This is a genomic window from Microbacterium sp. NPDC028030 (assembly GCF_040637855.1).
Taxonomy (GTDB): Bacteria; Actinomycetota; Actinomycetes; order Actinomycetales; family Microbacteriaceae; genus Microbacterium.
Genome location: NZ_JBEZXF010000003.1, coordinates 279,301 through 292,693 on the forward strand (window position 1 = coordinate 279,301; position 13,393 = coordinate 292,693).

A 13,393-nucleotide genomic window follows, 5' to 3' on the forward strand; every position below is an offset into this window, starting at 1 on the left:
TCCTTCGCTCAACGTCCGACGAGACCCGTGCGGTTGATGAGGACGTCGAGCGCCTCATCGACCGCGGTCATCACGCGGGCTGCGGCCTGATAGGCGGTCTGATAGGTGAGCAGGCTGATGGTCTCCTCGTCGCCGTCGACGGCGGCGACGGACTGTTGCGCGCCGACCGCCGCGACGGCTGCCGAATCGGAGACCTTCGCGCGCTGCACGTCGGCGGCGGTGGCCACGCCGAATCGGGTGACGTGGTCCGACCAGAGCGCGTCGGGAGCGGTCGCGCTCCGGCCGATCTGCGAGATCAGATCGGCGTTGGACGCGTCCCATGCCCCCGCGCCCGGAGCAGCGAGGGCGAGTTCCGACGGCGCCGTGATCGCGACGCGGAGTCCGAGAGCAGCCGACCCGGTCGTCGCCAGGGTGAAGAAGTCCCCGCCCTGCTGACCGGACGAGGTGACTCCGGCGCGATGCTGGGTGTTCAGCGCGGCCGCCAGTGCGGTCGCGACCGCGTCATAGGTCGATGCGAGTTGCGCGAGCATCCCTCCCTCTTCCGCAGGGGCGAGGATCGCCAACGATGCACCGAGCTCACCTCCGTCAATCGACACCGGGAGATCGGGCGCCGACGCCCACGACACCGACAGACGCTGGCCGCCGTCGATCGACGTCGGCCCGGAGAGGACGAGGTGACGGGCGTCGGACCCCGCGACGAGCGCATTGCCGCCGATGCGCAGGGTCATCGTGCCGTCGCCCTCGACCGTGGCCGATGCTCCGGACATCCGCGAGACGGTCTGCGCGAGGACGCTGCGCTGGTCGAGGAGTTCATTCGCCGATCGGGCGGATGCGAGAGCGTCGCGGATCTGTCCGTTGAGCACGGCGATCTGGTCGGCGGCGGCGTTCACCTGCGTCACGCTGCGGTCCGCCGCCTCCCGGGCGTCGCTCCACTTCGACGCCACAGAGCGGTATCCGCCGGCGATGTGGGAGGCGAGCTCCTTCGCCGACTCGAGGATGCTGGAGGCTGCGGCTCCGGAGTCGGGGGTGTTCGCGAGGTCCTGCCACCCCGACCAGAACTTCGACAGCCGGGCCGCGAGTCCGTTCTCGGTGGGTTCGGCGAGCGAGGCTTCGATGGTGGTCGCGGCGACCGCCCGTGTCGACCAGTACCCCGAGGCCGCGAGCGCGTCGCGCACCCTGGCATCGAGCAGGGCGTCCCCGAGCCGGGCGACGCCGTCGACCGAGACGCCGTTGCCCGGCACGGCGCCCGTGCTGAACCGTCCTGTGTGCGCGACGGCCGCGATCGCCGAGGTCTGCACGCGCTGACGCGTGTACCCCTCGGTCTTCTGGTTCGCGATGTTCTGTCCGACGACATCCATCCCGCGCCGCGCCGCCGCCAGCCCGCTGGCCGCCGTGTTCAATCCGCTGAAGGTCGACATGATCCCCTTCCGGTCACATCTCGGTGTCGATGATGCGCGCCGCGTCGTCGCGCGCGCGATCACCGGTCGTGGTGTATTCGCCGGTATCGTGCCCCAGCGCGGCGATCGTCTCCTGTGTCGCGCGGAGCACTCCGCTGAGTTGCTCCGCATTGGCGTCCCGCATCTGCTCGACCTCTGCGGTCAGCTTGGTCAAGGCTCGCAGGTGATCGGCGAACACCTCACGCCACGCCCCTTCCGGCGCGTGCTCGATCAGTTCGCGGATGGTCGCACCCTCGGGGGCGCCCCACTCCTCCGCGACGCTCTCGGCCTCGACGGTGCGGGCGAGTCCCGCGCCGCGCAGCCGGTCGAGCACCTGATCGACCTCGCGGGCGGCAAACTGGATCCATTGGGATCGCCCCGCGGCGAGGAGCAGCTGCTGTTCGTCGAGCTTGAAGAGCAGCATCTCGAGCAGTTCGCGTTCGCGCCACAGCTGTATCGATAGTTCGTTGGCTCCCATGATCCCCTTTTCCCCAGTGATCGCCCCGCCTGTCAACGCGGCCAAAGGTCACTATCGGCTGCCGCGCCCCTAAGGTTACTATGTGGAACGGCGATGGGTAGTTCTCCCCATGTACAAATCATGTCCAGTGTGATATGTGCATCTATTCATCTCCTCAGAGCTTCCGGAGTGCATCCAGAGAGGTGGATCATCCCCCATGTCGTCGCGCGCTGAGCGCAATCTGCTCATCGAGAGCAACCTCCCCCTGGTCGGATACCTCGCCGCCGAGACCCACTCCCGTGCCACCCACATCCCCCGTGACGAGTTGGCAGCCGTCGGCGCGCTCGCGCTCGTGACTGCCGCAGAGGCCTTCGATCCCGAACTGGGCGTCCCGTTCGGCGCATACGCGCGTCGACGCATCCTCGGCGCCTTCGCCGACGAGATGCGCTCCATGGACTGGGCCTCCCGCGGGATCCGCAAGCGCATCAAGGAGACCGTCGAGGTCCGCGAGACGCTCACCGCAGGTCTCGGCCGAACCGCGACGCCCGCCGAGGTGGCCACCGCCATGGGTGTCGCGAAGGACGTGGTCGTGGAGGCGCTCGGCGATGCCGCACGCACGGTGACGACGCTCGATGACCCGTCGGCCCGCGACGTGGCCGCCGAGATCCCGCTCCCCGAGGAATCGGCGCTGGTCGGCGAGCGGCGCGAGGTGCTCGAGCAGGCGGTCTCCGCGCTGCCCGAACGCATGCGGCGGATCGTGCAGGCCGTCTACTTCGAGGAACGGTCCGTCAAGGAGATCGCCGAGGAGCTGGGCGTCACGCACTCCGCCGTGTCGCAGCAGCGGTCGGAGGCGATCCGCCTCCTGCGCGACGCCGTCGACAGGTTCTACGCCGAAGGCGCATCCCCCACCACGACCACGCGCGTGTCAGCCGGGGCGCGCGACGCGTACTTCAGCAGGATCGCCGAGGCGAGCGGCGCCCGGATCGCGGAGGTCTTCCGCAAGACGGCGCCGGCTTGAGCGTCCCTCCTCCGCTCCCCTAACGGACGATCCGCCTCCGCCGATAGGTGTGAGCGGGAGACCACGGATGGTCCCCCGTTCAACGAAATTCACGGAGGAAACCCTCATGGGTATGCAGATCAACACCAATGTGTCGGCGCTCAACGCCTACCGCAACCTGTCCAGCACGCAGAACGACCTGTCGAAGTCGCTCGAGAAGCTCTCGAGCGGTCTGCGCATCAACCGTGCAGCGGACGACGCCGCCGGCCTCGCGATCTCCGAGGGCCTGCGCTCGCAGGTCAACGGCCTGAACGTCGCGGCCCGCAACGCCCAGGACGGCATCTCGGTCATCCAGACCGCGGAAGGCGCCCTGACCGAGGTCCACTCGATCCTGCAGCGCGTTCGCGACCTGACCGCTCAGGGCGCGAACGACTCGAACAACGCGAAGTCGCGCGACGCGATCCAGAAGGAGATCAACACCCTCGGTGATGAGCTCACCCGGATCGCCGAGAGCACGAACTTCAACGGCATCAAGCTGCTCTCGGGCGGCACGACGCTGACGTTCCAGGTCGGTGCGGGCGCGGTCGCCGCCGAGGACCAGATCTCGGTGGCCCTGACCGACTTCGCCGACCTCGGCGCGGACATCAAGGGTTACGCGGCGACGATGACGAATGCGGCGACGTACGGCGCCGCACTCGCCGACATCGACACCGAGATCCAGGCGGTCTCGACCGCACGTGCCGGGTACGGTGCGCTGCAGAACCGCTTCGAGTCGACCATCAACAGCCTCAACGTGTCTGCGGAGAACCTGTCCGCCGCCGAGAGCCGTATCCGCGACACCGACATGGCGTCCGAGATGGTCAAGTTCACGTCGGCGAACATCCTGTCGCAGGCAGGCACGGCCATGCTGGCCCAGGCCAACCAGGCCAACCAGGGCGTGCTCCAGCTCCTGCGCTGATCCACGCCGCGGGGTGCGGAGGCCCACCGGCATCCGCACCCCGTCCCCCTCTGATCAGGAAAGGCGATCATGTCGCTCTCGCTCGACGGTCTGGTCTCCGGCCTGAAGACCACCGAGGTCATCAAGGCGCTGATGGACGTGGCGGCCATCCCCCGCTCACTGCTCAAAGCGAAGATGGATGACAAGAACGGCATCGTCGGCCAGCTGCAGACGCTGAACACCTCGATCCAGAACCTGGCCACCGCCGCGGAGAAGGCCGCATCGCGCGACGGCCTCGCCCGGTTCACGACCTCCTCGTCGTCGACGGCCGTCACCGTCGCCACGCGCACCGGCGCCGCCCCGGTCTCCGCCGAGATCGTCGTCGACCAGGTCGCGAAGAACCACACCATCGTCTCGGCCGCGTCCTCGGGATGGCCCGTCGACCCGCCGGTGCTCACGCTCGAGAACGCCGAGGGCGAGCGTGTGCAGATCACCGCGGACTCCGCCTCGATGCAAGACGTCGCCCAGGCCGTCAACGAAGCCGGCTTCGGCGTGGTCGCCGCTGCCGTGCCTGCCGGACGCGACGCCGACGGCAACGTGCTGCACCGCCTGCAGCTGCGCGCCGCCGACCCCGGCGAAGCGGGACAGTTCCGCGCGTACCGCGGAGACATCGCAGCCGTCGAGGCCGGCACCGCCTCCGACCTGTCCGCCGAGACCGGCGCCGCGGTCATCGCCACGGGTTCCGACGCCCAGCTGCGCCTGTGGGCCGGCACCAGTGCCGAGCAGGTGCTGACCTCGTCGAGCAACACCTTCACCGACCTGTTCGACGGTGTCGACGTCACGGTCTCCGCAGTATCGGCCGAACCGGTCACGATCGGCGTCACCGTCGACACGGCCGCCCGCACGAAGGCCTCCGCGGACTTCATCGCTGCGGTCAAGGACATCCTCACCCGGATCGACAACGGCTCGAAGGCGACCATCGCCGCGAATCAGGGCGAGGCGACGACACTCGGCGTCTTCACCGGCGACAGCACGGTTCGCAGCCTCCGCACCGCCCTCGCCGACGCCGTGCAGCACCCCGTCGACGGCATCTCCCCCTCCACCATCGGCATCTCGACCGACATGTACGGCGTGCTCAGCTTCGACGAGGAGAAGTTCGCCGAGGCGCTCGCGGCGGACCCCGACGCCGTCGCTGGCCTCTTCTCCGACATCGCCGGTCGCGTGCAGGAGACGTCGAAGGTCTACTCCGACAAGTACGAGGGCCTGCTCACGACCCGCATCACCGGACAGGAGAGCGAGGTCAAGGGCCTCGGCGAGCAGATGGAGCGCTGGGATCTGCGGCTGGCGCAACGCAAGGCCACGCTCGAGCGCACCTACGCCCGCCTCGAGGTGATGCTGTCGCAGCTGCAATCGCAGTCGACGTACCTCTCGTCGCAGATCGCCGCCCTGCCAGGGTCGAGCTCGAACTCCGGGAAGTGAACATGAACGCCGCCCTGCGCGCCCAACAGCGCTACCGTGACGAGGCCGTCCTCTCGGCACCGCCCGAGCGACTCGTGACGATGCTCTACGACCGACTCATGCTCGACATCGAGCGCGGCGAGGCTGCGCAGCGTGCCGAGGATTGGACCGAGGCGAACGCCCAGCTCCAGCACGCGCAGGCCATCGTCGCCGAGCTGTCGTCGTCTCTCACCGACGACTGGAACGGCAGCGCCGGTCTGCGCTCGCTGTATCTCTTCCTGTCGCAGACCCTCATCGGCGCGAACATCGGCCGCGACCCCGAGCGCACCCGTGCCTGCCACGAGATCGTCGCGCCGCTGCGAGATGCCTGGCACGAGGCCACACGGACCCTCGCGGAGAGCCGGGCGTGAGCATCGACGAATGGACCGCGCTGCTTGATCGACTCGAGGAGGACGCCGACCGCATCCTCGCCGCGGCCCCCGGCACTGCCGACGCCGCGGATCTGCTGCCGTGGTCCCCTCCGGCGACGCCCCTGCCCGCTGCTCTCGCCGACCGTGCCAGAGCGGTGGTCGAGAGGCAGCGGTCCGCCATGGATCGCACCCGTGCCGACCTCGACGACCTCCGACAGCATCTCGGAGCGGTGCGCCGGATTCCGAGCACCGCGCGCCCTGACGCCCCCGCCTACCTCGATGTGGACGGGTGAGACCGCTCCCTAACGCAGTGCGCGACCCTGCCGATAGAGCAGGACGAGCACGGATGGCTCGCGAGACTCGGCCAGGGATCGGCCACATCAGCCACACACGGGAAGCCGGTTCGTGTTCGACTCTGTGACCATCACCGCACTGACGAGTGCGCTCGACGGCCTCGCGCTGCGACAGCGCGCCATCGCCGACAACATCGCCAACATCAACACCCCCGACTACCACGCCAAGCGCGTGCGCTTCGAAGAGGCGCTCGCCGCCTCCGTCGACGCGGGTGACGGACGCGTCGACGCGACGGTCGGCAGCTCGCTCGAGCCGACGCGCCTGAACGGCAACAACGTCAACCTCGACACCGAGACCCTGTCCAGCGTCGACACGATGCTGCGCTACCAGTTCGCGACGCAGGCCGTGAACGGCTCGTTCGCGTCGATGCGCGCCGCGATGAGGACCTCATGACCTTCGACGCGATCGGCATCGCGAGCACCGGCCTGACCGTGCACCGTAAGTGGCTCGACGCCATCAGCGACAACATCGCGAACATCAACACCGCGACCGCGACCGACGGCGCCGCGTTCCGCGCGCGGTACATCCTCGCCCAGACGAGCGACCAGTCGCCAGGGGTGTACGTCGCCGGCACAGTGCAGGGCAGCGCCGAGGGCCGCCTCGTGCATCAGCCGGACCACCCGCTCGCCGACGCCGACGGGTACGTGCGCTACCCCGACATCGACCTCGGCGACCAGATGAGTCAGCTCATCCTCGCCCAGCGCGGTTATCAGGCCAGCGCGGGGATCGTCGACCGTGCGCGCAACGCCTACGAAGCCGCCCTGCAGATCGGACGCAGCTGATGGACCCTCTCACCGGCGTCGAGAGCATCTCCTCGGCCTTCACCCTCGCCCCGCCCACCGCACCCGCCAAGGCGACGGACGACACCGCCTTCGCGAACAGCGTCACGGGCGCGATCGACGAGCTGCGCTCCCTGCAGTCCGAGTCCGACGCGCTCAAGGTCGCCGCCGTCACCGGTGACCTCGACGACATCCACTCGGCCATGATCGCGTCGTCCCGCGCGGCGGTCACCCTCGAGCTCGTCGCCGCCGTGCGCAACAAGGGCGTCGACGCGTTCACCGAGATCATGCGGATGCAAGCCTGATGCCCCAGGCCGTCACGAACGTCTTCCAGCGCATCGGTCGCGTGATCGCGGGCTTCTCGCTCGCCCAGCGCACGATCGCGATCATCGGCGTCGCCGTGCTCGCGCTCGGGATCGTCGCACTGTCGAGCTGGCTCACCCGCCCCACCTACACACCGCTGTTCTCGGGGATGACCGCGTCCGACGCGAACGCCGTCGTGGAGCAGCTGCGTTCCTCCTCGGTCCCCTACGAGCTCGCGGACGGCGGCGCGACGGTGCTCGTGCCCGAGAAGGACGTGTACGACCAGCGCCTCGCCGCCGCATCCGCCGGCCTCCCGGGTGCGGGCTCTGGCGGCTACTCACTGCTCGACGACATGGGGGTGACGACCTCGGAGTTCCAGCAGTCCGTGACCTACAAGCGGGCCATCGAGGGCGAACTCGCCGCCACGATCTCGTCGATCGAGGGCGTGACGGCGGCTTCGGTACAGCTCGCGATCCCCGAAGAGAGCGTGTTCGTCTCGGAGACCGTCGACGCCACGGCATCCGTGTTCGTGGAGACCTCGGGCAACGCGACGCTCACGCAGAAGCAGGTCGAGGCGATCGTGCACCTGACCTCCGCGGCGGTCAGTGGGATGAAGCCCGAGAACGTCGCAGTCGTCGACCAGAGCGGACAGACGCTCTCGGCCGTCGGCATCGGATCGACCGGCGGTCTCGACCAGCAGGCAGGCGACTATGAGGCACGCGTGACCGCGAGCGTGCAGCAGATGCTCGACAAGGTCGTCGGTCCGGGGAACGCGACCGTGACAGTGGTCGCCGAAGTCGACCGTTCGGTCAACGAGCGCGTGGACGAGACTTACACCCCCGCGGAAGGCGCTCCCCCGCTCACGGAGCAGACCAGGACGGATCGGCAGAACGGCTCCAGCTCGGATGCCGGCGTGCTCGGTCCCGACAACATCGCCGTGCCGTCGGCCGAGGGCGGCACGTCCGAGTCCACCGAGGAGTCCAAGACCAACGCGGTCAACAAGAGCACCCAGAGCACGTCGACCCCGGCGGGGAACATCCTGCGCCAGTCGGTCTCCGTCGCGGTCGATGCCGGGGCGGGCGGCGACCTCAGCACCGCCCAGCTGACCGATCTCGTGGAGACCGCTGCCGGGATCGACACGGCGCGCGGCGACGCCATCACGGTCGAGCTCGTCTCGTTCAGCCAGACCGATGCCGAGGCCGCTCAGGCCGCGCTCCAGGCGGCGAAAGACGCGGAAGCCGCCGAGCGCCAGGCTGTCCTGCTGAACACGCTGATCATCGCCGCCGCGATCGCCCTCCCCCTCCTGCTCGCCGCGATCGCCCTTCTCGTGCGGATGCGCCGCAAGGCCACGGCCGCGTCCGAGTTCGACCAGCTCTTCGGCGACCGTCCGCCGCCGCTGTCCGCCCTCGGCGCCGGAGCGCCCACCGTCGCGATCGATCAGGCGGCGACGACCCCGCTCGCATTCCTCGAGACGACGCCGGACCCGGAGCCGGAGCCCGACCCGGAACCCGCGCAGATCAGCCTCGAGCGCCGCCGTGCCGAGATCGACTCCCTCACGCGGCAGGACCCGAAGCGGACGGCCGAACTGCTGCGCACACTCATCGACGACAGGCAGCACGCATGACCGAGCTGACCGACCGGCAGACCGCGGCCGTCGTGCTGATGAACCTCGACCGCGCACAGGCGATCGAGGTGATGAAGCACCTGTCGGAGTCGGAGGCCGAGGCCGTCGCCGCCGAGATCATCGAGTTGCAGGACCTGGACGCCGCCACCACCGCGCAGGCGCTCGGACAGTTCCACCGGATCGCCACGGGACACCTTCCCCCCGCACGCGGCGGGAGGGACATCGCCGCCGGGCTGCTGGAGGCGACGTTCGGCGCCGAACGCGCTGCCGCCGTGCTCGGCCGCGTCGGCTCGACGTCGATGAACTCCTCCTTCGAGTTCCTCGGCTCGGCGGATCCGGCGCACCTGGCGACGCTCCTCGACGGCGAACTCCCCCAGACCGTGGCCCTCGTGCTCGCACACCTGCCCACCGACCGTGCCGCAGCCGTGCTGGCCGCGCTGCCCGACCCCATCCGCACCGATGTCGCCCATGCGATCGCGACGATGGGCACCGCGTCGCAGGAGGCCATCGCGATCGTCGCCGATGCTCTGAAGGCGCGCACCGGTTCGTTCGCGAGCCGCGATGCGCCCGAGACCCTCGGCGGCGTCGAACCCCTCGTGGAGATCATCGCGCGCTCGGGGGCGACGGTCGAGAAGGCGCTGCTCGCGAGCATCGAAGACCGTGACAGCGCGCTCGCCGAAGACATCCGATCGCGGATGTTCACGTTCGCCGACATCGTCAAGCTCGACGACCGCGACACGCAGCGTGTGCTGCGGGGCATGGACATCCGCTCGCTGGCACTCGCCCTGAAGGGCGCGCATCAGCCGATCGCCGATCTCATCCGCCGCAACGTGTCGGAGCGCAACAGGGAGAACCTCGACGAGGAGGCCCGCACGCTCGGACCGGTGCGCGTGTCGCAGGTCGAAGAAGCGCGCGCCGAGATCGTGCGCACCATCCGCGCTCTGGAGGCCGCGGGAGACATCACGGTGCAACGGGCGGACGAGGACGAGTATGTCTACTGACGCCTTCTCTCCCGTGCTGTTCCCGCGTCTGGACGGACGCGGCGAGGGCGCGGAGCACCGCAGAGCGCGGATGCGCGGCTATGCCGACGGGCATGCCGAGGGATTCCGCGCCGGCACGGCGGAGGCCGCCTCGGCGCAGCGCATCGCCGAGGAGGAGCGCGCCGCCCGTGACGCGGCGGCTGCGCACGAGTTCGACGCCGCGATCACCGCGCTGCACGCCGCTGCGCGCTCGTTGACGCAGCGCGAGCGGGAGCTGACCTCCGCTGCGGAGGAGCAGGTGCTGCGTTGCGCGATCGAGCTCGCGGAGCGCATCGTCGTCGGCGAGCTCTCCGACGCCGGCGCCTCCGCGGCCGCGGCGGCTCGACGCGCCCTGGCCTCGGCCGCGTCGGCGGAGATCCGCGAGGTGCGCGTGCACCCCGCCGACCTGCGCACGATCCAGGGGTCGGACGCCGATCTGTCGGCTTTCGCCCTGGTCGCCGACGAGGGACTCGACCGCGGTGACGCGGTGGCGACCCTGGCACACGGTCACATCGACGCCAGGATCGGGACCGCGTTCGAACGCGCCCGCGCCGCCCTCACGGAGGCGACGGGATGAGCACCTGGAACGCCGTCCTCGATGCCGTGCACCCCGAGCGCGTCGGCGTGGTGTCGCAGGTGCGCGGCTTGAGCGTCCAGGTGCGCGGGCTCGAAGGCGCGGTGGGCGACGTGGTGACCCTCGACGGGGTGGATGCCGAGGTCGTCGCGATCGGCGAGGGCGGACTGCGCTGCATGCCGTTGGGCGCTGTCGCCGGGCTCACGGTCGGGACGCCGGTGCGCGGTCGCGGTGGCCCCCTGCGCGTTCCGACCGGAACCGCCCTGCTCGGACGGGTCCTCGACGGGCTCGGACGGCCCATCGACGGGAAGGGGCCGCTCGTCGGGGCCACCGCCGTGAGCCTCGATCACGCTCCGCCGTCGATCATGGAGCGCGACCGGATCGACTCCTCTCTTCCGCTCGGTGTCCGCGCGCTCGACACTCTCGTGAGCGTCGGGCGCGGGCAGCGCGTCGGGCTGTTCGCCGGTTCGGGGGTCGGCAAGTCGTCGCTGCTGTCGATGATCGCGCGCGGCACGGAGGCCGAGGTGACGGTGATCGCCCTGGTCGGCGAGCGCGGTCGCGAGGTGCGCGAGTTCATCGAAGACGACCTCGGACCGGAGGGGCTCGCACGCTCCGTGGTCGTGGTCTCGACGTCGGACCAGCCGGCCATGGCCCGCATCCGTGCCGCCTACACCGCGACGCGGATCGCCGAGGCCTTCCGCGACGACGGCGCCCACGCGATCCTCATGATGGACTCGCTCACCCGCGTGGCGATGGCACAGCGCGAGATCGGCCTGTCGGCGGGAGAGCCACCCGCCACCCGCGGCTATCCTCCGTCGACGTTCTCGCTGCTCGCGGGGCTCCTCGAACGGGCCGGCACCGACCGTCGCGGCTCGATCACCGGCATCTACACCGTGCTCGTCGACGGCGACGACCACAATGAGCCGATCGCCGACACGGTGCGATCGATTCTCGACGGCCACGTGGTGCTCGACCGCGCGCTCGCCCTGGCGGGCCATCATCCGGCCATCGACGTGCTCGGGTCGGTCTCCCGCGTCGCGGGCAAGATCACTGCCGCCGACCAGCGCGCTCGCGCCGCGACCCTGCGGGCCGTGCTCGCGGCTCGGCGCCGGGCGAACGATCTGATCGACATCGGCGCCTACCACTCCGGTGCCGACCCGCGCATCGATGCCGCGATCGCGCACGAACGCGCGATCTCCGCCTTCCTCACCCAGCCCCTGGACGAGACCTGCGCGATCGATGATTCCTGGCGTCGATTGGACGAGCTGGTCACGGCGTTCGGAGCGATCGCATGACACGGTCCTTCTCACTCGCCGGCCTCCTGCGCGTCCGGGGGATCCAGGAGCGCGCCGCGGCGCAGCGCCTCTCCCGCGCGGTGATCGACGCCCAGCACACGGAAGCACGCGACAGGTTGCTGCGCGCACACCTCACCGGCACGGGGAGCGAGGCCGTCGACGTGCGGTCGCTGGCAGCGCTCGCGGCGGCACGCGTGGCGGGCCGGACGCTGCTCGCCGACCTGTCGACGCTCTCCGAACTCCAGGAGCAGACCGTCGATCAGGCCCGTGAGGAGCACGCGGAGGCGCGGAGGGCGGTGCGCGGGCTGGACCGACTCGCCGAGGCGCACGCCGCGGAGGCGCGGGCGGCCGACCGGCACGCCGAGCAGGCGGAGCTCGACGAGATCGGGTCGCGCACCGGAGCGGAGGAGCCATCATGACCTCGCTCGGATTGATCGACGTCGTCGACACACGGGTGCCACGTCCTGCCGGCGGCTCGGCCGGCCGTAGCGCGACCCCGGGCGCGGCGGCCTTCGCCGACGTGATCCAGGAGGCCTCGCGGGTGCAGCTCACGGACGACGCTCCGGCCGAGAGCACGTCCACGGAGAGTGCACTGCCGATTGGGACGACCACGGATGCCGCGGCCGACCCCTTCATCGATACGGCGACGCCCGTGCCCACCCTGGTCGTGTCACTTCCCGGGACGGTGCCGCCCCCCGCCAGGGCGGAGTCGCCGGCGCCTGACACGGGCGTCGTCGCGCAGCTCCCCGATTCCGGCGAGACGGATGCCCCTCCGCCGACCGCGACGCTCGGTGCGTCGCCCCTGGACGTTCCGGCCGCGATGACGGAACCGACCGGTGCCGTCATCTCCGCGTCGGTCGTGGCGGCGCCGCCCACAGGACGGACCGCTGCCGGTGCGCCCGCATCGCCCGTGGTGGACGATGCCGTCGCGGTGTCCCCAGGAGGCGACGACTCCGCCACCGCCGCTCCGGTACCGGGACCGCGAACGGCTTCCCCCGTCGCGACACCGCCCGGACGCCTGGACGCGAAGGCTGCTGCACAGGTCGACGATGCGAGTGCCGCGACGACGCCTCTCCCCTTCACACCCCGGACCGCCGACGCGCCACCCTCCGTGCCCGCCCCCGCAGCGGCCGCACCAGCCGGAGAAGCGCCGACGCAGGCGCCCACACCCGCGACCAGCGCTCAGGGGCCCGCGGTGCCCGCGCCGATCGTCACGGCCACACCGCCTGCCATACCCGCTGCGGTCGCGGCTGCGGCGCCCACCCGCCCCGTGCTGCTCCCGCAGATCGCCGGTCCCGTGGTGGCGCTGGCGCAGGCTCCCGACGGCGACCACCGCCTGACCCTGACCGTGTCGCCCGAGAATCTCGGCCCCGTGACGGTTCGCGCCCACATCTCCGGCGGGGCCATCCACATCGAACTGCACGCGCCGAACGACATCGGGCGTGAGGCGCTGCGCACCGTCCTCGCCGATCTGCGCCGTGACCTCGCCGCCGCCGCCCCGCACGCCTCGCTGATGCTGTCGCCTTCGGACGACGGTCCCGGTTCGTCGAACCCGCAGAGCTCCGCGAACGGGGGCGGTGCGCCGAACAGCACCACGGCGGGCTCCGGCGGCGGTCAGCCACGGGGAGAGAGCCCCTCTGAGCGGAACCACGGGGCCCGACCGGGACAGAACCTTCACCCGTCCCCGCCCGACGCGGCCTCCCCTGTCACTGTCCCGCTCCACGGCGGCATCGACGTCTACGCCTGATCC

16 protein-coding genes are annotated in these 13,393 nt (G+C 70.7%); 14 read left to right on the forward strand and 2 right to left on the reverse strand.

Translation table 11 applies throughout. The annotated features are described in order from the left end of the window. Nucleotides 1-8 precede the first annotated feature (8 nt). Together flgK and AB0E56_RS15765 are read right to left on the reverse strand one after the other, a co-directional pair. Nucleotides 9-1,418, reverse strand: coding sequence for a flagellar hook-associated protein FlgK (flgK, locus tag AB0E56_RS15760; protein ID WP_359800533.1), 1,410 nt, complete (start codon nucleotides 1,416-1,418; stop codon nucleotides 9-11). 13 nt (nucleotides 1,419-1,431) lie between these two features. Next, nucleotides 1,432-1,914 (reverse strand): flagellar protein FlgN, encoded by a 483-nt coding sequence (locus AB0E56_RS15765; protein ID WP_359800536.1) that lies wholly within the window; start codon nucleotides 1,912-1,914, stop codon nucleotides 1,432-1,434. Nucleotides 1,915-2,110: 196 nt separating this feature from the next. Here AB0E56_RS15765 and AB0E56_RS15770 point away from each other — a divergent pair, with 196 nt between their 5' ends. The 14 genes from AB0E56_RS15770 to AB0E56_RS15835 all read left to right on the forward strand — a co-directional run bounded on the left by AB0E56_RS15770 (nucleotide 2,111) and on the right by AB0E56_RS15835 (nucleotide 13,390). Then, nucleotides 2,111-2,911, forward strand: coding sequence for a sigma-70 family RNA polymerase sigma factor (locus AB0E56_RS15770; RefSeq protein ID WP_359800538.1), 801 nt, complete (start codon nucleotides 2,111-2,113; stop codon nucleotides 2,909-2,911). 106 nt (nucleotides 2,912-3,017) lie between these two features. Beyond that, nucleotides 3,018-3,848, forward strand: coding sequence for a flagellin (locus tag AB0E56_RS15775; protein WP_359800540.1), 831 nt, complete (start codon nucleotides 3,018-3,020; stop codon nucleotides 3,846-3,848). A 69-nt stretch (nucleotides 3,849-3,917) separates the two neighbouring features. After that, the gene (gene fliD / locus AB0E56_RS15780; protein ID WP_359800542.1) at nucleotides 3,918-5,306 is read left to right on the forward strand and encodes a flagellar filament capping protein FliD; all 1,389 of its coding nucleotides are present in this window, start codon (nucleotides 3,918-3,920) and stop codon (nucleotides 5,304-5,306) included. A 2-nt stretch (nucleotides 5,307-5,308) separates the two neighbouring features. Then, nucleotides 5,309-5,695, forward strand: a complete 387-nt coding sequence (gene fliS / locus AB0E56_RS15785) for a flagellar export chaperone FliS (RefSeq protein WP_359800544.1) — start codon at nucleotides 5,309-5,311, stop codon at nucleotides 5,693-5,695. Then, nucleotides 5,692-5,988 carry a hypothetical protein gene (locus AB0E56_RS15790; protein ID WP_359800546.1) on the forward strand — a complete coding sequence of 99 codons (297 nt, stop codon included), beginning with the start codon at nucleotides 5,692-5,694 and terminating at the stop codon, nucleotides 5,986-5,988. Before fliS ends, AB0E56_RS15790 begins: the two co-directional genes overlap by 4 nt. A gap of 112 nt (nucleotides 5,989-6,100) precedes the next feature. Beyond that, on the forward strand, nucleotides 6,101-6,442 hold the full coding sequence (locus AB0E56_RS15795) for a flagellar basal body protein (protein WP_359800547.1): 342 nt from the start codon (nucleotides 6,101-6,103) through the stop codon (nucleotides 6,440-6,442). Continuing rightward, complete coding sequence (locus AB0E56_RS15800; protein ID WP_183152106.1) at nucleotides 6,439-6,831, forward strand: flagellar basal body rod C-terminal domain-containing protein; 393 nt, start codon at nucleotides 6,439-6,441, stop codon at nucleotides 6,829-6,831. The genes AB0E56_RS15795 and AB0E56_RS15800 overlap by 4 nt, the downstream gene beginning before the upstream one ends. Further along, on the forward strand, nucleotides 6,831-7,133 hold the full coding sequence (fliE, locus tag AB0E56_RS15805) for a flagellar hook-basal body complex protein FliE (protein WP_359800549.1): 303 nt from the start codon (nucleotides 6,831-6,833) through the stop codon (nucleotides 7,131-7,133). The genes AB0E56_RS15800 and fliE overlap by 1 nt, the downstream gene beginning before the upstream one ends. Further along, nucleotides 7,133-8,755 carry a flagellar basal-body MS-ring/collar protein FliF gene (gene fliF, locus AB0E56_RS15810; protein WP_359800550.1) on the forward strand — a complete coding sequence of 541 codons (1,623 nt, stop codon included), beginning with the start codon at nucleotides 7,133-7,135 and terminating at the stop codon, nucleotides 8,753-8,755. Before fliE ends, fliF begins: the two co-directional genes overlap by 1 nt. Then, the gene (gene fliG / locus AB0E56_RS15815) at nucleotides 8,752-9,756 is read left to right on the forward strand and encodes a flagellar motor switch protein FliG (RefSeq protein WP_359800552.1); all 1,005 of its coding nucleotides are present in this window, start codon (nucleotides 8,752-8,754) and stop codon (nucleotides 9,754-9,756) included. The genes fliF and fliG overlap by 4 nt, the downstream gene beginning before the upstream one ends. Continuing rightward, nucleotides 9,746-10,351, forward strand: coding sequence for a FliH/SctL family protein (locus AB0E56_RS15820; protein ID WP_359800554.1), 606 nt, complete (start codon nucleotides 9,746-9,748; stop codon nucleotides 10,349-10,351). Before fliG ends, AB0E56_RS15820 begins: the two co-directional genes overlap by 11 nt. Then, nucleotides 10,348-11,643: a FliI/YscN family ATPase gene (locus tag AB0E56_RS15825; protein ID WP_359800555.1), complete on the forward strand. Its 1,296-nt coding sequence runs from the start codon at nucleotides 10,348-10,350 to the stop codon at nucleotides 11,641-11,643. The genes AB0E56_RS15820 and AB0E56_RS15825 overlap by 4 nt, the downstream gene beginning before the upstream one ends. Continuing rightward, entirely contained in the window at nucleotides 11,640-12,062 is a 423-nt protein-coding gene (locus AB0E56_RS15830; RefSeq protein ID WP_359800557.1) for a flagellar FliJ family protein, read from the forward strand. Before AB0E56_RS15825 ends, AB0E56_RS15830 begins: the two co-directional genes overlap by 4 nt. Continuing rightward, the gene (locus AB0E56_RS15835; protein WP_359800560.1) at nucleotides 12,059-13,390 is read left to right on the forward strand and encodes a flagellar hook-length control protein FliK; all 1,332 of its coding nucleotides are present in this window, start codon (nucleotides 12,059-12,061) and stop codon (nucleotides 13,388-13,390) included. The genes AB0E56_RS15830 and AB0E56_RS15835 overlap by 4 nt, the downstream gene beginning before the upstream one ends. Nucleotides 13,391-13,393: the final 3 nt, after the last annotated feature.